Source organism: Micromonospora sp. WMMC264, from assembly GCF_027497275.1.
Lineage (GTDB): Bacteria > Actinomycetota > Actinomycetes > Mycobacteriales > Micromonosporaceae > Micromonospora > Micromonospora chalcea.
Genome location: NZ_CP114907.1, coordinates 4,792,490 through 4,811,012, shown reverse-complemented (window position 1 = coordinate 4,811,012; position 18,523 = coordinate 4,792,490). Strand labels below are relative to the sequence as shown.

Below are 18,523 nucleotides of genomic sequence, written 5' to 3'. Positions count from 1 at the left end.
TATGTCGGGTTCCGGAGCCCGGACCGCCGCCACCAGTGACCATCGTCGCCTCCGAGCGCCTACGATGGTTCGAGACCGTCTAGGGGAGCGTTGATCCGTGTCGATTCTGGAAAAGGTCCTTCGCGCCGGCGAGGGGCGCATGGTGCGTCGGCTCAAGGCCATCGCGGCCGCCGTCAACTCGATCGAGGACGACTACGTCAACCTCAGCGACGACGAGCTACGCGGCATGACCGACCAGTTCAAGGAGCGGCTCGCTGACGGCGAGACCCTCGACGACCTGCTGCCCGAGGCGTTCGCGGTGTGCCGTGAGGCGGCCTCCCGGGTGCTCGGCCAGCGTCCCTACGACGTCCAGGTCATGGGTGGCGCGGCGCTGCACTTCGGCAACATCGCCGAGATGAAGACCGGTGAGGGCAAGACGCTCACCTCGGTCATGCCGGTCTACCTGAACGCGCTCGCCGGCAAGGGCGTGCACGTGGTCACCGTGAACGACTACCTGGCCGAACGCGACGCCGCCTGGATGGGCCGGGTGCACGAGTTCCTCGGCCTGCGCGTCGGCGTGGTGCTGCCCAACCGGCCCGCCACCGAGCACCGCGCGGCCTACGAGTGCGACATCACCTACGGCACGAACAACGAGTTCGGCTTCGACTACCTGCGCGACAACATGGCCTGGTCGAAGGACGAACTGGTCCAGCGCGGCCACTTCTTCGCCGTGGTCGACGAGGTCGACTCGATCCTCATCGACGAGGCGCGTACCCCGCTGATCATCTCCGGTCCGGCCGAGCACTCCGCCCGGTGGTACCAGGAGTTCGCCACCGTGGTGGCCCGGCTCCAGCCCGGCACCGACGGCGAGGGCGACTACGAGGTCGACTACGCCAAGCGCACCATCGCGATCACCGAGCGCGGCGTGGCCAAGGTGGAGGACCGCCTCGGCATCGACAACCTGTACGAGTCGGTGAACACCCCGCTCGTCGGCTACCTGAACAACGCCATCAAGGCGAAGGAACTCTACAAGCGCGACAAGGACTACATCGTCAACGACGGCGAGGTCCTGATCGTCGACGAGTTCACCGGCCGCATCCTGCACGGCCGCCGCTACAACGAGGGCATGCACCAGGCGATCGAGGCCAAGGAGGGGGTGGAGATCAAGCAGGAGAACCAGACCCTGGCCACCATCACCCTCCAGAACTACTTCCGCCTCTACGACAAGCTCTCCGGCATGACCGGTACCGCCCAGACCGAGGCGGGCGAGTTCAACAAGGTCTACAAGGTCGGCGTCGTGACCATCCCGACGCACCGGCCGATGGTCCGGCTCGACCGGCCCGACGTCATCTACAAGACCGAGAAGGCCAAGTTCAACGCCGTCGTCGAGGACATCGCCGAGCGGCACGAGCAGGGCCAGCCGGTGCTCGTCGGCACCGTCTCGGTGGAGAACTCCGAGATCCTGTCGCACATGCTGCGCCGCCGCGGCATCCCGCACTCCGTGCTGAACGCGAAGTTCCACGCCAAGGAGGCGGAGATCGTCGCCCAGGCCGGGCGCAAGGGCGCGGTCACCGTCGCGACCAACATGGCCGGCCGCGGTACGGACATCCTGCTCGGCGGCAACCCCGAGTTCCTCGCCGCGAACGAGCTGCGCCAGCGCGGGCTCGACCCGGTCGAGCAGCCGGAGGAGTACGCCAAGGCGATGGAGGAGATCCTTCCGACCTGGAAGCAGGCGTGTGACGTCGAGGCGGAGGAGGTCGCCGCCGCCGGTGGCCTCTACGTGCTGGGCACCGAGCGGCACGAGTCCCGCCGGATCGACAACCAGCTGCGCGGTCGCGCCGGCCGGCAGGGTGACCCGGGCGAGTCCCGCTTCTACCTGTCGCTGCAGGACGAGCTGATGAAGCGCTTCCGGGCCGGCGCGGTCGAGGCCGTGATGGACCGCTTCAACATCCCCGAGGACGTGCCCATCGAGTCGAAGATGGTCACCCGGCAGATCAAGAGCGCCCAGGCCCAGATCGAGGGCCAGAACGCCGAGATCCGCAAGAACGTCCTCAAGTACGACGAGGTGCTGAACAAGCAGCGCCAGGTGATCTACGCCGAGCGTCTGCGGGTGCTCAACGGCGAGGACCTGTCCGACCAGGTCCGCAACATGATCGACGACGTGGTGACCGCGTACGTGGTCGGCGCGACCAGCGACGGCTACGCCGAGGACTGGGACCTCGATCAGCTCTGGTCCAGCCTCAAGCAGCTGTACCCGGTCGGCGTCACAGTCGACGAGCTGGAGGAGGAGGTCGGTTCCCGCTCGGGCATCGACCAGGACTTCCTGCTCGCCCGTCTGAAGGAGGACGCGCACGCCGCGTACGACAGGCGCGAGGAGAGCCTCGGCGAGGAGGCGGTCCGCCAGCTCGAGCGGATGGTCCTGCTCCAGGTGATCGACCGCAAGTGGCGCGAGCACCTCTACGAGATGGACTACCTGCAGGAGGGCATCAGCCTGCGGGCGTACGCCCAGCGCGACCCGGTCATCGAGTACCAGCGCGAGGGCTTCGACATGTTCGCCACCATGATGGACGGCATCAAGGAGGAGACGGTCGGCTTCCTCTACAACCTGGACGTGCAGGTCGAGGAGGCCGAGCCGGAGGCCGAGGAGGTGCAGTTGCTGGAGAAGCCGGTGGAGATCCGGGCGAAGGGTCTCAACCGCGCGCCGCAGCAGCAGGGCCTGCAGTACTCCGCTCCCGCCGTGGACGGCGAGGCCGGTCGCGGCGCTCCGGTGATCGAGCGGCCCGAGCAGCAGGCGCCGGCGCTCGGCATCGGCCAGCAGTCGGAGCGCCCTGCCGCCGCCGGGCCGCGCCGGGCTCCGGCCGGTGCGAGCGGCCAGGCGGTCGCGGCGAGCACCGCCCGGCGGGCCGCCCCGGGCCAGGTCGACGGCGGCGAGGGCCCGTCCCGTAACGCGCCCTGCCCGTGTGGCTCGGGCCGCAAGTACAAGCGCTGCCACGGCTCGCCCAACGGCGGCAACTGACCCCGAACGCCCACGACGGGCCCCGGCCTCCCGGCCGGGGCCCGTCGCCGTCCCTGGGTTCCCCCAGTGCCCTCGCTCTCTCCCGCGATCTTGCAGTTTCGGCCCTCATCATGCCCGATTCATGACGTCATCTACGGGACTGAAGTGCAAGATCGGCGCCGGTGGAGGCGCGGGTGGCCGCGGCGCGGTCGAGCCGGGTCGGGGGCCACGACCGGGCTCAGAGGACGTCCAGGACGAGGCACAGCCAGGTGCCTCGGCGGCGTTCCAGGCGTATCGCAACGGCCCAGCTCGTGCCTCCGACGCCGGCGAACACGGCGGTGGCCTCGACCGCACCCGCGCGGGGCTCGCAGACCCGCAGACGCCGCAGGAGCAGAGCCGGCCGGGCGGTACGGCGGCGGACCGGGGTCACCCGGCGGGCTGCTCGGGTCAGCTCGGCCGCGACCGGGCCGGCCGACTCGGGCACGCAGAGCGGCCGGAGCTGGCCGGGTGGCCGGAAGCCGTTGACGATCTCCAGGAAGGTGCGGACGAATCGGTGTGCGGCCCGCGTTCCCTCGGGTGCGGCGGACGCGAGGGCTGACGCGGGGGTGCCGGTCCAGCGTGGCCAGGCGGGTGCCGGGTCCGGGGCGCGGCCGGCGGGGCGTGCGGCGGCACCGCGGCGCGGATCGCTCAGGTCGAGGGTGAGCTGCCCGACGGGACTCCACAGCGGCTCCTCGTCGACCCACGGCGGGTCGAGTGGCGGGGCGGGCCGGAGACGGACCGGCGGGCGGGGTGCGCGGGGACGGCGGGTGTCGACCATCTCGAATCCTTGCGTTTGCCTTCGTTTGCCTCCGACAGGGCTTCATCTTCCCGGAATGGCGTCACCGGCGTCAATGGCCGACGGTCCTCGGGTGGTCACTCCTCGTCGCGCTCACCGAGCGGGTTCCCGCGTACCCACTCCGCCGTCTCGGCGTACTTCCGCTCGATGTATTCCTCCAGCCGGGAGCGCTCGACCCGCCACTGCCCCCGACCGCCGATCTTGATCGCCGGCAGCTCGCCACTGCGAACCATGTGGTAGACCTGCGAGTCCGAGACGTTCAGCTCGGCGGCGACGTCGGACAGCAGCAGGAACCTCGACTCCACGGTGACTCCCGGGGTTGGCTTCGTTTGCCTTAGTTTGCCATCACCGGCTGACATCGCCCCATGCCCGTTCGCCTGACACACCGGCGGGAGACTTCACCCGCGCGGATGCCGGGTGTATGACGGTCCTGGCGTACGGCATGATCGGCGCCCGGAGCCGGCGTCCGCCGGTGAGTGGCCTGAATGCGGGAGTGACCGGTGACCGACGAGCTTGTCCGGGTGTACCTGCCGGCGACCGTACCCATGCTCGCCCGGCTGCGCGAGGAGGGGCTGACCGCCGAGGCGGCGCACGCGGTCACCCCGGAACTGCGCGAGTGGTACGCCGAGGGCGACGAGGAGGAACTGGAGTACGTGGCCTTCACCCGGGCCGCCCAGGACGCGCTGTTCCTGCTCCGGAGCGACCCCGCCGCGCCCCGGCGACGGGTTGTCGTCTCGGCCGACCTGCCCGCCCGGGCGGTCGGACGAGTCGGCGGCGAGCTGGGGTCCAGCGTGGTCCGGCCGGCCGGACCGGTGCCGGTGAAGTCGGTCGCCGCGCTTCATGTCGACGGCGCGGAGGCGGTCGAGGACGTGGCCGCTGCCGTCGAGGTGGTGGCCGAGGCCCAGGCCGGGGACCCGGACGCCCAGTTCACCGTCGACGGCGCCGAGGACCACGAACTGGAGTGGTACGACGTGACCGAGCTGGACCTGCTGCTGCGCGAGGCCGGCTGAGCCGGCGGCTCAGGACGCCGCCGGCTCGTCCGTCTCGTCCTCGACCGGGCGGGGGCCGAGCGTGCGGCCGAACACGATGAGCGTGGTCAGCGCGCCCACGAAGAGCACCCAGATCCCGTTGTCCACCCGCGAGGTGCCGAGCGCGGTCTGCGCGACCTCGTCGGCCTCGCTGAGCGCGGCGGCCAGGTCGAGCAGCCCGCCGCCGCCGATCCGGATGATCACCTCGGTGAGCAGCAGGAGCAGGCCCGCGCCCGCGCCGGCCACCAGGTAGGCCGGCCAGCGCAGCGGCGACGCCACGCCGTCGCGGCGCTCCGCCCGGCGACGGGACCAGGTCAGATAGAGGTACGCGGCGAGGCCGGCGAGCAGGCCGGCGAGCAGCGATTCGGTACGCGAGACCCACTTGGCGGCGTCGAGCACCGACTGCTGGGTCTCCCCGGCGCCGAACAGGTCGGACAGCGGGTCCCGGGCGCGGCTGAACAGCACCACGAAGATCTGCGCGGTGAGCGTCGCAGCGGTGATCGCACCCACCACCCGGGCCTGACGCGCGCCCGCCATCGCGCCGCCGATGATCGCGGCTGCCGCCGTGGTCCCGGCGATCGTGTTCGTGGTGGCGTTGTCGGCGTACGTCAGGTTGATCGCCACCGCGGCGAGCAGCCCGACCACCAAGCCGGTCCCGACGGCGGCCAGGAACCGCAGCGTGGCCCGGCCGAGCCGGTTGGTCGCGGCCAGGGCGACGGTGGCGCCGGTGACCAGCGCCGCGGTGATGACGCCGGGCAGCGCGTACGCGGAGAGGCTGATCGCGGTGACGCCGGCCGCGGTCGAGTGGATCGCCTCGCGGGTCGACCAGAGCATGGCGGCCAGCCATCCGAGCGAGAGCAGGGCGAGTACGAGCGCGCCCGGGGCGAACTCCGGCCGACCGCCGGTGACAGTCCCCTCGTCCCCATGCGCGGGTCCGGCTGCGTCCTCGCCCGTCCGAGCCTCGCTCGCCGGTGCCTCGGCCGACGGTGCCTCTCCGGAGGACGCCTTGACGGAGGACGCCTTGACGGAGGACGTCTCGACGGTGGCCCCGTCGCCCGTGGTCGGCCCGACGGTCTCGGGCTGATCCGTCTCCGCGGCCGTGGAGCTGCCGGGCTGGTTGCTCATCGTCTTCCCTTCGACGGTCGCCGGATCCCCGAGCCGGGCCGGGCAGGTCACCGGTCATCCAGCGTACGCGGCGCATCACCACTCCTCGGGCGGGCCGTGTGCCGTGTGCGCGTTGATCGACTGCAGTACGGCGATGTGGTGGCATCCCGAGGGCCCGGATACCGCCATTTCCCCGAGGTGGAGTGGATCAGTGGCCGATAACCGCCAGCCGGGCGGGCCGTGTGGTGCCGTTGGTCGAATCCAGCTCGGGGAGGTGCCGCCCGGAGGCCCGGAACACCGCCACCCCCGAGGTGGGCTGGATCAAAGGTCGAGTAAGCGCCGACGAATCGTCGACGAACTGGGGCGCGATCCGATGTTTCGTCGGATCCGGGTCGGTTGGGGCGACGGTCCGGAGATGAACCGGCCGTCCGGTGTGCCAGGGAGGCGCGTCCGGCGGGGGCTTGTCGTGACAGAATCGGGGCCAGGTCCCGCCGCCGCCCACCCCGCGGCGCCCCGGTGTCCGGCCGCCCGGCCGGCGCCCGCGGGTCCGGTTTCGCCGTCGCCGTCGAGATCGCCAGGAGCCTGTTGATGGACGCCGTGTTCTCCGTACCCGAGCCGCTCAACGAGCCGGTCCACTCCTACGAGCCCGGCAGCGCCGACCGGGAACGGCTCCAGCGGCGGCTGGCCGAACTGGCCGCCGAGCGGATCGAGCTGCCCATGACGATCGCCGGCGAGCGGCGGATGGCCGGCGGCGCGTCGATTGACGTGGTGCAGCCGCACAAGCACGCGCACGTTCTCGGCGTCACCGGGCACGCCACCCACGACGACGCCCGCGCCGCGGTGCAGGCCGCCAAGGACGCCGCGCCGATGTGGCGCGCGCTGCCGTTCGAGGAGCGGGCCGCGATCTTCCTGCGCGCCGCCGACCTGCTGGCCGGCCCCTGGCGGGACACGCTCAACGCGGCCACCATGCTCGGCCAGTCCAAGACCGCCGTGCAGGCCGAGATCGACTCGGCGTGCGAGCTGATCGACTTCCTGCGCTTCAACGTGCACTTCGCCCGGCGGCTCCTGGCCGAGCAGCCGCTGTCCTCGCCCGGGGTCTGGAACCGCCTCGACCACCGGCCGCTGGAGGGCTTCGTCTACGCGATCACCCCGTTCAACTTCACCGCGATCGCCGGCAACCTGCCGTCCGCGCCGGCCATGCTCGGCAACACGGTGGTCTGGAAGCCGTCCCCGACGCAGCAGTTCGCGGCGCACTTCACCATGCGCCTGTTCGAGGCCGCCGGCCTGCCGCCCGGCGTGATCAACATGGTCACCGGCCGCGGCGAGGAGGTCTCCGAGGTGGTGCTCGCCGACCCGGACCTGGCCGGCATCCACTTCACCGGCTCGACGAAGGTGTTCCAGCACCTGTGGAAGACCGTCGGCGACAACATCGCCCGCTACCGCGGTTACCCCCGCCTGGTCGGCGAGACCGGCGGCAAGGACTTCGTGGTCGCGCACACCAGCGCCGACGTGGACGCGCTGCACACCGCGCTGATCCGGGGCGCCTACGAGTACCAGGGGCAGAAGTGCTCGGCTGCCTCGCGCGCGTACGTCCCGCGGTCGATCTGGGAGGGCGGGCTGCGCGACCGGCTCGCCGCCACCGCGGACTCGCTGACCTACGGCGACGTGACCGACTTCAGCAACTTCGGTGGCGCGGTGATCGACGACAAGGCGTTCGGCCGGCACACCGCCGCGCTGGAGCTGATCAAGGGTGACGACTCCTGTCGCATCCTGGCCGGCGGCACCGCCGACGACTCGGTCGGCTACTTCGTCCGGCCGACGCTGTTCGAGTGCTCCGACGCGGCGCACGAGACGTTCACCACCGAGTACTTCGGGCCGATCCTCGGCGTGCACGTCTTCGACGACGCCCGCTTCGACGAGGTGGTCACCCAGGCCGAGTCGATCGCGCCGTACGCGCTGACCGGGTCGATCTTCGCGACCGACCGCCGGGTGGTCGACCAGGTGGCGGAGAAGATGCGGTACGCGGCCGGCAACTTCTACATCAACGACAAGCCGACCGGCGCGGTGGTCGGGCAGCAGCCGTTCGGCGGCGCCCGGGCCAGCGGCACCAACGACAAGGCGGGTTCCTGGCACAACCTGGTCCGCTGGATGTCGCCTCGGACGATCAAGGAGACGTTCGTTCCGCCGACCGATCACACCTACCCGCACATGGGCTGAGACGCTCGAAGAGGGCCCGTCCCGGCCGGGACGGGCCCTCTTCCTCATCCGACAGTGCACATCGGACCGGTCCGCGGGTGCCGAAATAGGCAAATCCTGGACGCCAGAGCCGACAAAGTGGCAGCTTAGAGGGCATGGCGGATTCCGGAGTCAACCCGACGGCGGCAGCTTTGCTCGGCCTGCTGCACGACGGCCCGATGACTGGCGGCCAGTTGATGGCCGCGGCTGAGCGCCGGCTGGCGCCGTACTGGTCGATGACCCGCAGTCAGGTCTACCGGGAGCTACCGGTCCTGGCCGAGAAGGGTCTGGTGCGTCTCGGCAAGCCCGGGCCGCGCATGAGTCAGCCGTACGCGCTGACAGCTGCCGGTAAACGGACATTCTCCCGCTGGCTGGCGGAGAATCCCGGCAAGGACACCATCCGTAACCCGATAGCGCTACGGATGGCGTTCGGCAACCTGCACTCGGCGAGCCAGCTCAAGAACCTCTACGCGACGGCGAACGAGTACCACACCGAGGCGCTGGCGGCGGTGCGGGAGCAGGTCAAGAACGCCAAGAAGGAAGGCGAGAGCTACGACGCCAGCGCGCTGGAGTTCGCCGTCGCCTACCACAAAGCGGCGCTGTCCTGGCTCAAGACCGCGCCGGTCGGCTGACCACCTGCAGCAGGTTGAGGGAACGACGCAGTAGTCTTGTCTGTCGTGACCGCTGCCGATTACGCCGAACAGCTCAAGGAACTCGACGCCACGCTGCGCAACATCGAGGCCGTGCTCGACCTCGACAAGCTGCGCGAGCAGAAGGCACGGCTGGAGCAGGAGGCCTCCGCGCCCGACCTCTGGGACGACCAGGCCAAGGCGCAGCAGGTGACGTCGCAGCTGTCGTACGTCAACGGCGAGATCACCAAGCTCGGCGACCTGCGCTCCCGGCTCGACGACGCCGGGGTGCTGCTGGAGCTGGCCCAGGCGGAGGACGACCCGGGCGTGCTGACCGAGGTCGAGTCGGAGATCGCCGGGCTGACCAAGGCCATCCAGGAGATGGAGGTCCGCACGCTGCTCTCCGGCGAGTACGACTCGCGGGAGGCGCTGGTGGCGATCCGGGCCGGGGCCGGCGGCGTGGACGCCGCGGACTTCGCCGAGATGCTGCTGCGGATGTACCTGCGCTGGGCCGAGCGGCACGGCTACCCGACCGAGGTCTACGAGACCTCGTACGCCGAGGAGGCGGGCCTCAAGTCGGCCACCTTCACGGTGAAGGTGCCGTACGCCTACGGCACGCTCAGCGTGGAGTCCGGCACGCACCGGCTGGTGCGGATCAGCCCGTTCGACAACCAGGGTCGCCGGCAGACCAGCTTCGCCGGCGTCGAGGTGCTGCCGGTCACCGAGCAGACCGACCACATCGACATCCCGGAGAACGAGGTCCGGGTGGACGTCTACCGGTCGTCCGGGCCGGGTGGGCAGAGCGTCAACACCACCGACTCGGCGGTGCGGCTGACCCACATCCCCACCGGCATCGTGGTGACCTGCCAGAACGAGAAGTCCCAGCTGCAGAACAAGGCCTCCGCGATGCGGGTGCTCCAGGCCCGGCTGCTGGAGCGCAAGCGGCAGGAGGAGGAGGAGAAGATGGCCGGCCTGAAGAGCGGCGGCACCAGCTCCTGGGGCGACCAGATGCGCTCGTACGTCCTGCACCCGTATCAGATGGTGAAGGATCTGCGTACCGAACAGGAGACGGGCAATCCGTCCTCGGTCTTCGACGGTGACCTGGACAGCTTCATCGAGGCGGGAATCCGCTGGCGGAAGCAGCAGCAGCTCAGCGCTGACGGTGCGTGATCACGTTCGGACTGAGCGCGTCATCGATCCCGTTCTGACCGGGTAAATCGATGACGCGCACCGCTTCGGCGGGCCTGGGGGCTTGGCTCTGCGGTTACACCGCGTAGACTACCGACCCGTGATTCAGCTTGAGCAAGTGACGAAGACGTACCCGAAGGCGTCCCGGCCTTCGCTCGACAACGTGTCCGTCTCGATCGAGAAGGGCGAGTTCGTCTTCTTCATCGGTCCATCCGGCTCCGGCAAGTCCACCATCATCAAGTTGCTGCTGCACGAGGTCACGCCCAACAAGGGTCGCGTCGTCGTCAACGGCAAGGACGTGACGTCGATGCGTTCCTGGAAGCGACCACACTTCCGGCGTTCCATCGGCTGCGTCTTCCAGGACTTCCGGCTGCTGCCGAACCGCACCGCGTACGAGAACGTGGCGTTCGCGCTGGAGGTGATCGGCAAGACGAAGGCGGTCGCCCGCCGGGTCGTGCCGGAGGTGCTGGAGCTGGTCGGTCTCGGTGGCAAGGAGCACCGCTACCCGCACGAGCTCTCCGGTGGTGAGCAGCAGCGTGTGGCGGTGGCCCGGGCGTTCGTCAACCGGCCGCTGATCCTGCTGGCCGACGAGCCCACCGGAAACCTGGACCCGGACACCTCGATCGAGATCATGCGCCTGCTGGACCGGATCAACCGCACTGGCACGACCGTCGTGATGGTCACGCACGACTCCAACATCGTGAACCAGATGCGGCGCCGGGTGATCGAGATCGAGAGCGGCCGCATCGTGCGCGACCAGGCCCGCGGCGTCTACGGCTGAGCCGTACGACGTTCCGTAGACCCTGACGACGAACCCTCACGCCGGAGAGCCGGAGGAATATCCCGATGCGGATGAAGTACGTCCTGTCCGAAGTACTGGTCGGGCTGTGGCGCAACGTCACCATGACCATCGCCATGATCATCACAATGGCGGTGTCGCTGTTCATGCTGGGCGGCAGCGGCCTTCTGTACCAGAAGGTCGGCGACATGAAGGACCTCTACTACGAGAACGTCGAGGTCTCGATCTTCCTGAAGACCGACGCCACCAAGGAACAGGTCGACGCGCTGGGTCAGCAGCTCGACCAGGACCCGCTGGTCAAGGACTCGACGTACGTCAACAAGGACCAGGCGTACGAGCGCTTCCAGCAGATGTACGCCGACGCCCCGGACCTGGTCAGCGCGGTCAAGCCGGACCAGCTTCCCGAGTCGTACCGGGTGAAGCTCAACGACCCCGAGCAGTACAAGGCGATCTACGACAAGTACAAGACCGCCGAGGGCATCGACACGATCGTCGACCAGAGCAAGCTGCTCGACAAGGTCTTCGGCGTGCTCAGCGGCTTCCAGAACGGCGCGCTCGCGATCGCTATGGTGATGGCCGTCGCCGCCCTGCTGCTCGTCGCGAACACCATCCAGGTGGCCGCGTACAGCAAGCGGCGTGAAGTGGCGGTCATGAAGCTGGTCGGCGCGTCGAACTGGTTCATCCAGGCGCCGTTCGTGCTGGAGGCGGTGGTGGCCGGTCTGTTCGGCTCCATCCTCGGCCTGCTGGCATTGATCGCGGTGAAGGTGCTCGCGGCCGGCAGTTCGATGGCGGCCCTGGAGGGTCTGATCACCCCGATCTCCTGGTCCGACATCTTCCTGACCTTCCCGCTGATGGCCGCCGTCGGTGGCGTGGTCAGCGCGGTCACCGCCTGGGTCACGCTCCGCTTCTACCTGCGGGTCTAGTCACCCGTCCGGCTCCGACAAGGGCCCTCCCGCGCGGAATAAACCGCGCGGGAGGGCCCTTGTGGTTCCGGTAGCATGATCTTCGCTCGCCGGCCGGTGGCCGGCGACGGACCGGGAGGGAGGTGGCGCCGATGCCACGGGAAAAGGGTCGCAAGGTGGTCGCCTCCAACAAGAAGGCGCGCCACGACTACGCCATCCTCGACACGTACGAGGCGGGCATGGCGCTGACCGGCACCGAGGTGAAGTCGCTGCGGGCCGGGCGGGCGTCGCTCGTCGACGCGTTCGCCCAGGAGCGTGACGGCGAGATCTACCTGCACGCCATGCACATCCCGGAGTACGCCCAGGGCACCTGGACCAACCACGAGCCGCGGCGTACCCGCAAGCTGCTGCTCAACCGGATCGAGATCGACCGGCTGCTGGGCAAGCTCAAGGAGAGCGGCCTGACGCTGGTGCCGTTGCAGGTCTACTTCTCCGACGGCTGGGCCAAGGTGGAGATCGGCCTGGCCCGGGGTAAGAAGTCGTACGACAAGCGCCAGGACCTGGCCAAGCGGGACGCCGCCAAGGAGATCGCCCGGGCGGTCGGCCGGCGCGGCAAGGGCATGGCTGAGTGATACGTCCGGTTCGTCCGGCTGCCCGCGTCGGGCGGGCCTCGGGATGAATCTGGTTGCGCCAGGCGTTAGGCTTGGTGTGCTGCCGACAGGGGCAGCGCTTCGAGGGGGTGACTGGTTTCGACTTCGTACGCAGCGACAGGGGAAGCGAGCCGAGGAAGCCGACGTCGTCTCGAGAATCGGTCGTCGGAAACCAATAAGCGCCAAGAACAATCGCGCTGACTTCGCTCTCGCCGCCTGAGGCGAGTAGCAAGTCTGTCGGCCTGGGAGCGCCTTCGACCCAGTTAGCCGGCATCAGCTAGAAGGCTGGCCAATCGGACCCGGTCGCGGGGTCCGTGCGGCGAGATCAATCAGCGACTGGGCCCGTCACACCAACTTGCTCGCGTGAGCGGTGGGGCCGAGTAGAGGCACAGCGAGCTGCGCTCGGAGAAGCCCTGACAAACCGGCGAAGGACCCGGGTTCGATTCCCGGCACCTCCACCACACGGCCTGTGCGCCCCGGTCCACGAGGACCGGGGCGCACAGTCGTCTGAGGCCTCTGAGCCAGCCGGGGCAGATGGTGCCAATGCGGCAGATGAGGCGCGTCGCAGCGCTGGACAGCGCCGCGTACCGGGTCCACCATCGCCATACGGGTTCGCCCAGCAGCGGGAGGTGTCCCATGGTCACCAGTCCGATCCAGCAGCCGATCTCCGTGCTCCCCACCGCTCCCGGTGACCTGCGCGCCCTCGCCCGGGCCACCGGCGGTCCGCGCTGGCGGGAGCGCCTGCTCACCGACCTCGACCCGGTCCGGCGGGGCTTCACCGAACACGTCCGCGTCACCGAAGGGCCGGGAGGCCACTACGCCGACCTGGTGCGCGCCGCGCCGCGGCTGCACCGGGGCGTACGCCTGCTGGTCGCCGAGCATGCCGCGATCCTGGCGGCGCTGGCCGCGCTCCAGCACACGGTCCGGCTGCCCGGGGCGTCCGCCGCCCAGGTGCGGGCCCGCACCGTGGACCTGCTGCGCGCGCTCGACCGGCACCGGCGCCACGGTGCCGACCTGCTCTGGGAGGCGTACCAGGCCGACCTCGGCGGCGAGGACTGAGTCCGGGGGAACCGGCCGGGACGGGCCGGCGTCCAACCGGTATGCGTCGCGTGCTCGCCCTGCTCGGGATCTCGTTGCTGACCCTCTCCGCCTGCGCCACGCCCGGCGCCGCTCCCGTCCGGACGCCGCCCACCGGCCCGGACCAGCGGCCCGCGTTCACCGAGCGGGCCGAGGAAGTCGCCGCCGGCTGGCGGCCCGGGCCGGGCTGGCGCGACGGGTACGTGCCGCTCCAGGACGCCACTGTGCTCACCGGCGACCCGGGCTTCACCGACGAGACGAAGGTGGCGTTCGGAGCGGGCTGGTACCGGGACCAGATCCCGATCCCGGCCGCCGTGCCGAAGGACGGCACGATCCGGTTCCCCGACGGCACGCTGCGGGTGCCGTTGGTCAGCGCCGCCGACGCGTACGCCCAGCTCCGCCAGGGCGACCCGCCGCCCTGCGACGGGCGCCCCGCCGCGCCCGACCCGGCACCGACCGGACGGCCCGGCCCGAACGACCCGGTGTCGACCTCGGCGCCGACGCCGTGCGTCCCGCTCACAGTGACCGAGGTACGGCTGGGCAGCGCGCCGGTGTGGACCAGCCGGGGCCGCGCCGACGCGCCCGCCTGGCTGTTCACCGTGGACGAGCTGGCCGTACCCGTGGCCCGGATCGCCGTCGCGCCGCGCGTGACCGGCCGGGCGCCCGGCGGCGCGGTGCCCACCCGGCCGCTCCCGGCCGGCCTGGTGTCCGCTCAGCAGTTGCGGGCGGTCGACGGCAACCGGATCGACTACGTGCTCGGCGTCGGCGCCTGCGACGGCCCGCCCACCCCGCTCGTGCTGGAACGGCCGGACGTGGTGGTGATCGGCGGCGCCGTGATCGCCTCCACCGGCGTCTGCACCGCGCAGCTCGTGCTGAAGCCGGTCAGCGTCACGCTCGACGCGCCGCTCGGCGGCCGGGCCGTGCTGGACGCCGCCAGCGGCGCCCCGCTGATCGTCCAGCCCGGCTGAGTCTCAGAGGATCCGTGGCACGTCGGTGCTGATCGGCACCGGCAGCACCGTCGGCCGGTCCGCGGCCAATGCGGCGTCGAGCGCGGTGCCGAGCCCGTCCAGCGTGGTCACCGCACCGGCGCAGCCGTAGCCGTGCGCCACCGCCGTCACGTCCAACCCGGGCAGATCCAGCGCCGGCACACCAGGGGTGTGCTTCAGCTCGGCGAACGCCTTCAGGATCGCGTACTGCTGGTTCACCGGAACCACGACGGCGAGCGGCAGGCGCAGCCGCGCCGCCGTCCACAACGCCTGGACCGAGTAGTGGAACGAGCCGTCGCCGACCACCGCGACCACCGGGCGGCCGCGCCCGGTGTCGCGTTCGGCGAGCGCCATGCCGACCGCCGCCGGCAGCCCGAAGCCGAGCCCGCCGCTGGCCATCGTCAGGTACGAGAGCGGCCGCTCGATCGGCAGCCGGCGGCGCAGCGCGGCCAGGTTGGACGGCGACTCCTGCACCAGCACCCCGTCCGCCGGCCACGCGGCGGCCAGCGCGGCGAACAACGCGTCGGCGCTGGGCGGGTCAGCCTGCTCCGGCGGGGCCGGCTGCGGGCGCGGTGACGGCGCGGGACGGTCGGTCGCCGGCAGCAGCTCGCACAGCGCGGCCATGGTCAGGCGGGCGTCGCCGAGCAGGCTGTCCCCGACCGGGGCGCGCGCCGCCTCGTCCGGGTCGTCTGTGACGTGCAGCAGCCGCGCGTCGCCGGGCAGGTAGTCGCCCGGCACGTGCGGGTAGTAGCGGAACACCGGCGCACCCACCACCAGCACCACGTCGTGGCCGCGCAACGCCTCCGACAGCGGCCCGATCGCGTACGGCAGCACGCCCCGGAAGTGCGGATGCCGCTCGGGGAACACGGCCCGCTCCGGCGCCGGGGCGGCCCAGACCGGGGCGGCCAGACGCTCGGCCAGCGCCACCGCGTCCGGCCAGGCGTCCGACCGGTCCACCGCCGCGCCGAGCACCAGCGCCGGGGCACGGGCGGCGGCCAGCGCGTCGGCGAAGCTCCGCAGCCGGTCCGGGTCCGGCGCGATCCGGGTGGCGACGGTACGCACCTGCGGCGGCGGGTCGGCCGGGCGGTCCCAGTCGTCCATCGGCAGGGAGAGGAAGACCGGCCCGGCCGGTGGCTGCACCGCCGAGGCGTACGCCCGCATGAAGGCCGCCGGGATGTCCTGCGCGCGGGCCGGCTCGTGGGCCCACTTGACGTACGGCTGGGCCAGCTCGACCGCCCGGGGGCTGGCCAGGCGCGGCTCGATCAGCAGCATCTCGCGGGTCTGCTGGCCGGCGCTGACGATCAGCGGCGTCCGGTTGTGCCAGGCGGTGACCAGGTTGCCCATGCCGTTGCCGGTGCCCGGCGCGGTGTGCAGGTTGACGTGCGCGGGCCGGCCGGTGCCCTGGGCGTAGCCGTCGGCCATCGCGACCGCCGACGCCTCCTGCAGCGCGTGCACGTAGTGGAAGTCGGCCGGGAACTCCTGCAGGAACGGCTCCTCGGTCGAGCCCGGGTTGCCGAAGACCGTGGTCAGCCCGAGCGCGCGCAGCAGGTCGTAGGTCGCCTCCCGCACCGTCGCCATCGCCGGCTGCCTCCGTCCTCCACGCGGATGCCGGAGACGGCCCGGTGCCCGGTCCCCCGACCAGCCGAATCTATCGGGCCGAGGCCGACTTTTCGGGCGCTTCCCGCGCTCAGGGCAGCGGGAACGGCAGCTTGATCCCGTCCAGCGCGTGCCCGCACCCGCACTCCCGCTCGGCGGGCAGCGCCGCCACGGCGTCCAGCAGCAGCCCGCGCAGCCGGTCGGTGTTCTCCGCGAAGACCCGGAACACCTCCTCGTGGGTGACCGACTCGCCCGCCTCGACGCCCGCGTCCAGGTCCGTGACCAGCGCGATCGACGTGTAGCAGAGTGCCAGCTCACGGGCCAGCACCGCCTCCGGGTGGCCGGTCATGTTGACGATCGTGCCGCCCATCGAGGCGAACCAGCGCGACTCCGCCCGGGTCGAGAAGCGCGGACCCTCGACCACCACGACGGTCCCGCCGTCCACCGCCGGCACGCCCCGCCCGGCCGCCGTGTCCAGCAGCGTGCGCCGTCCCACCGGGCAGTACGGATCGGCGAACGACACGTGCACCGCGCCCCGGTCGTAGTACGTCTGCACGCGCCCGCTGGTGCGGTCGATCAACTGGTCCGGCACCACGAACGTGCCCGGACCCAGCTCCGGCCGCAGGCCGCCCACCGCGCAGGGCGCCAGCACCTGGCGTACGCCCAGCGACCGCAGCGCCCACAGGTTCGCTCGGTAGGGGATCAGGTGCGGCGGGTAGCGGTGATCACGCCCGTGGCGGGGCAGGAACGCCACCCGGCGACCGCCCACCTCGGCGACGGTGATCGGGCCCGACGGCTCGCCGTACGGGGTGTCCACCACGTGCTCCACCCCGTCGAGCAGGGCGTAGAGACCCGACCCGCCGATCACCGCCAGTTCGGCCTGCGCCGCCATCCGACCCTCCCTCGATCCGTCGTGATCACCCGCCGTCAGACCTTAACCAGCGGGCCGGACGCAGGCTATGGTGCGTGACATGGCGTTGACAGGATGGACGGTCGACGGCCTCGGGCCCGTACGGGCGCACGGCTGACGGGTGTCGGACATGCAGAGTGAGGGGCAGGCGATCGGTGGCCGAGCCATGGAGTCGATGACCGGACGACTGCTGGTCGCGACTCCAGGGCTCAAGGATCCGAACTTCGACCGTACGGTCGTGCTGCTCGTCGCCCACGAACCCGGCGGCGCCCTCGGGGTGGTGCTGAACCGCGCCACCGAGGTCTCGGTGGCCGACGTGCTCGGCGACTGGAGCGACCTGGCCCGCGACCCGGCCGTGCTGTTCGAGGGTGGCCCGGTGCAGCCCGACTCCGCCATCTGCCTGGCCCGGATGCGGCACCCCGTCCGGCCGATCAAGGGCTTCCACCGCGTCTCCGGCGCGGTCGGCACCATCGACCTCTCCGTCGACCCGGAGAAGCTGCGCGAGGCGGTCGGCGGGATCCGGGTGTTCGCCGGCTACTCCGGCTGGGGCGCCGGACAGGTCGAGCGCGAGATCGAGGAGGGCTCCTGGTTCGTGCTCGACGCGCTGCCCGGTGACGCCTTCGTCGACCGGCCGGATGATCTCTGGCCGATGGTGCTGCGCCGGCAGGGCGGCATGATGGCGGCGGTGGCCCACTTCCCGCCGGATGTGGCACTGAACTGACCCCCTCGGTGGGGGACCCCCGCGAGATGACCATGCGGGGCGGCGTGTGTATAGTTCTTCCCGTGCCCGGGCGACCGGGTACGACCGCAAGGGGCCGTGGCGCAGCTGGTAGCGCACCACACTGGCAGTGTGGGGGTCAGGGGTTCGAGTCCCCTCGGCTCCACCGATCGCACCGTTGTGCGAACCGGTGGTACTCCTGAGGTGCCCCCGTCCGTTTCGGGCGGGGGCATTGTCGTGTCGGCGGGGATCTTGAACGCGGGTACGACTCCCTGGTCGGTGAATCGGACTTCGGCGATGACGGGCTTGGAATTGAGCGAGTCGTTGGCGGAGTTCGCGGATGCGGGGTCCGGCGGTGGCGTCGTCCATGGTGCCGTTTTCGATTTGCCGTGTGGTAGCGGTCGATCGAGTTTTTCGGTGGCTCGTCCGGATGCTGCGCCACCTGAGCCTCAAGGGCCGCAGCCTGGTCAGCCACACTCATCGACACGGCACCTACCGCACTGAATGCCTGTCGCGATCGGGCACGGAGCCAGGGGCGTCATGGGCGGTACACGTCAATTCGATAAGCACTTCCACAGCAGTGACGGTGTGAATGTCATCGTCAATGCGGTAGATGATCCGATAGGTGCTTCGCCGGGCGCTGAATCGATCTGACAATGGCGGCAGCAGACGCTTCCCGACCCGGCAGGGTTTCGCGCCAACGGCCCGGTCATGAACTCGTACGAGGCCACAGTGACGGCCGGGGCCTTACGCGACCGAGGCGCGACGGGCGCGAATGATCTCCGCGGGAGGGCGGGCAGACACCTCTTCACCTCGGCACGTTCCGCGTCGAGTCGGCCGGCCGCCACAGGGTGCCAGCATCCCCGAGAACCGCGACCCGTTCCTCCAGACG

At 70.9% G+C, this 18,523-nt stretch carries 16 protein-coding genes, 1 tRNA gene and 1 other RNA gene; 13 read left to right on the top strand and 5 right to left on the bottom strand.

The features are described 5' to 3' along the window. Positions 1 to 97: 97 nt before the first annotated feature. On the top strand, positions 98 to 2,995 hold the full coding sequence (gene secA / locus O7542_RS20885) for a preprotein translocase subunit SecA (RefSeq protein WP_043326381.1): 2,898 nt from the start codon (positions 98 to 100) through the stop codon (positions 2,993 to 2,995). Between the two features lie 217 nt (positions 2,996 to 3,212). Here the strand turns inward: secA and O7542_RS20880 are convergent, their stop codons facing one another. After that, positions 3,213 to 3,791 carry an Rv3235 family protein gene (locus tag O7542_RS20880; protein ID WP_281605114.1) on the bottom strand — a complete coding sequence of 193 codons (579 nt, stop codon included), beginning with the start codon at positions 3,789 to 3,791 and terminating at the stop codon, positions 3,213 to 3,215. 95 nt (positions 3,792 to 3,886) lie between these two features. Beyond that, entirely contained in the window at positions 3,887 to 4,114 is a 228-nt protein-coding gene (locus tag O7542_RS20875; protein ID WP_030501414.1) for a helix-turn-helix domain-containing protein, read from the bottom strand. 195 nt (positions 4,115 to 4,309) lie between these two features. Between O7542_RS20875 and O7542_RS20870 the strand changes: the two genes are divergently transcribed. Then, entirely contained in the window at positions 4,310 to 4,819 is a 510-nt protein-coding gene (locus O7542_RS20870) for a hypothetical protein (RefSeq protein ID WP_043326377.1), read from the top strand. A 9-nt stretch (positions 4,820 to 4,828) separates the two neighbouring features. Here O7542_RS20870 and O7542_RS20865 read toward each other — a convergent pair whose 3' ends face one another. Next, positions 4,829 to 5,962, bottom strand: a complete 1,134-nt coding sequence (locus O7542_RS20865) for a hypothetical protein (RefSeq protein ID WP_281605113.1) — start codon at positions 5,960 to 5,962, stop codon at positions 4,829 to 4,831. A 567-nt stretch (positions 5,963 to 6,529) separates the two neighbouring features. On the opposite strand from O7542_RS20865, the gene pruA reads away from it, so the two are divergent. The 9 genes from pruA to O7542_RS20820 all read left to right on the top strand — a co-directional run bounded on the left by pruA (position 6,530) and on the right by O7542_RS20820 (position 14,389). Next, positions 6,530 to 8,158 (top strand): L-glutamate gamma-semialdehyde dehydrogenase, encoded by a 1,629-nt coding sequence (gene pruA, locus O7542_RS20860; RefSeq protein WP_064447768.1) that lies wholly within the window; start codon positions 6,530 to 6,532, stop codon positions 8,156 to 8,158. A gap of 134 nt (positions 8,159 to 8,292) precedes the next feature. Beyond that, positions 8,293 to 8,808 carry a PadR family transcriptional regulator gene (locus tag O7542_RS20855; protein WP_043326375.1) on the top strand — a complete coding sequence of 172 codons (516 nt, stop codon included), beginning with the start codon at positions 8,293 to 8,295 and terminating at the stop codon, positions 8,806 to 8,808. 45 nt (positions 8,809 to 8,853) lie between these two features. Then, positions 8,854 to 9,975: a peptide chain release factor 2 gene (prfB, locus tag O7542_RS20850; protein WP_069087470.1), complete on the top strand. Its 1,122-nt coding sequence runs from the start codon at positions 8,854 to 8,856 to the stop codon at positions 9,973 to 9,975. A 118-nt stretch (positions 9,976 to 10,093) separates the two neighbouring features. Continuing rightward, positions 10,094 to 10,774, top strand: a complete 681-nt coding sequence (gene ftsE, locus O7542_RS20845) for a cell division ATP-binding protein FtsE (protein ID WP_013284225.1) — start codon at positions 10,094 to 10,096, stop codon at positions 10,772 to 10,774. Between the two features lie 65 nt (positions 10,775 to 10,839). Further along, positions 10,840 to 11,715: a permease-like cell division protein FtsX gene (gene ftsX, locus O7542_RS20840; RefSeq protein WP_030501420.1), complete on the top strand. Its 876-nt coding sequence runs from the start codon at positions 10,840 to 10,842 to the stop codon at positions 11,713 to 11,715. 131 nt (positions 11,716 to 11,846) lie between these two features. After that, complete coding sequence (smpB, locus tag O7542_RS20835) at positions 11,847 to 12,326, top strand: SsrA-binding protein SmpB (RefSeq protein ID WP_030501421.1); 480 nt, start codon at positions 11,847 to 11,849, stop codon at positions 12,324 to 12,326. Between the two features lie 103 nt (positions 12,327 to 12,429). Further along, positions 12,430 to 12,805: a transfer-messenger RNA gene (gene ssrA / locus O7542_RS20830) on the top strand. Positions 12,806 to 12,980: 175 nt separating this feature from the next. Continuing rightward, positions 12,981 to 13,403, top strand: a complete 423-nt coding sequence (locus O7542_RS20825; protein ID WP_043326371.1) for a hypothetical protein — start codon at positions 12,981 to 12,983, stop codon at positions 13,401 to 13,403. Positions 13,404 to 13,444: 41 nt separating this feature from the next. After that, entirely contained in the window at positions 13,445 to 14,389 is a 945-nt protein-coding gene (locus tag O7542_RS20820) for a hypothetical protein (RefSeq protein WP_043326369.1), read from the top strand. A gap of 3 nt (positions 14,390 to 14,392) precedes the next feature. Here the strand turns inward: O7542_RS20820 and mdlC are convergent, their stop codons facing one another. Next, positions 14,393 to 15,985, bottom strand: coding sequence for a benzoylformate decarboxylase (mdlC, locus tag O7542_RS20815; protein ID WP_281605112.1), 1,593 nt, complete (start codon positions 15,983 to 15,985; stop codon positions 14,393 to 14,395). A gap of 109 nt (positions 15,986 to 16,094) precedes the next feature. Next, positions 16,095 to 16,895 (bottom strand): S-methyl-5'-thioadenosine phosphorylase, encoded by an 801-nt coding sequence (locus O7542_RS20810; protein ID WP_064447741.1) that lies wholly within the window; start codon positions 16,893 to 16,895, stop codon positions 16,095 to 16,097. A gap of 148 nt (positions 16,896 to 17,043) precedes the next feature. Between O7542_RS20810 and O7542_RS20805 the strand changes: the two genes are divergently transcribed. Together O7542_RS20805 and O7542_RS20800 are read left to right on the top strand one after the other, a co-directional pair. Then, a complete protein-coding gene (locus tag O7542_RS20805; protein WP_069087487.1) occupies positions 17,044 to 17,634 on the top strand; it encodes a YqgE/AlgH family protein in 591 nt (196 codons plus the stop codon). A gap of 90 nt (positions 17,635 to 17,724) precedes the next feature. After that, positions 17,725 to 17,797: transfer RNA gene (locus tag O7542_RS20800), tRNA-Ala, on the top strand. Positions 17,798 to 18,523: the final 726 nt, after the last annotated feature.

Excerpts from the sequence above, each read along its gene's own strand:
- O7542_RS20825 (WP_043326371.1), top strand. The coding sequence starts at position 12,981 with ATGGTCACCAGTCCGATCCAGCAGCCGATCTCCGTGCTCCCCACCGCT.
- O7542_RS20855 (WP_043326375.1), top strand. The coding sequence starts at position 8,293 with ATGGCGGATTCCGGAGTCAACCCGACGGCGGCAGCTTTGCTCGGCCTG.
- O7542_RS20865 (WP_281605113.1), bottom strand. The coding sequence starts at position 5,962 with ATGAGCAACCAGCCCGGCAGCTCCACGGCCGCGGAGACGGATCAGCCC.
- ftsX (WP_030501420.1), top strand. The coding sequence starts at position 10,840 with ATGCGGATGAAGTACGTCCTGTCCGAAGTACTGGTCGGGCTGTGGCGC.
- mdlC (WP_281605112.1), bottom strand. The coding sequence starts at position 15,985 with ATGGCGACGGTGCGGGAGGCGACCTACGACCTGCTGCGCGCGCTCGGG.
- smpB (WP_030501421.1), top strand. The coding sequence starts at position 11,847 with ATGCCACGGGAAAAGGGTCGCAAGGTGGTCGCCTCCAACAAGAAGGCG.
- O7542_RS20820 (WP_043326369.1), top strand. The coding sequence starts at position 13,445 with ATGCGTCGCGTGCTCGCCCTGCTCGGGATCTCGTTGCTGACCCTCTCC.
- O7542_RS20805 (WP_069087487.1), top strand. The coding sequence starts at position 17,044 with ATGCAGAGTGAGGGGCAGGCGATCGGTGGCCGAGCCATGGAGTCGATG.
- O7542_RS20880 (WP_281605114.1), bottom strand. The coding sequence starts at position 3,791 with ATGGTCGACACCCGCCGTCCCCGCGCACCCCGCCCGCCGGTCCGTCTC.
- O7542_RS20810 (WP_064447741.1), bottom strand. The coding sequence starts at position 16,895 with ATGGCGGCGCAGGCCGAACTGGCGGTGATCGGCGGGTCGGGTCTCTAC.
- pruA (WP_064447768.1), top strand. The coding sequence starts at position 6,530 with ATGGACGCCGTGTTCTCCGTACCCGAGCCGCTCAACGAGCCGGTCCAC.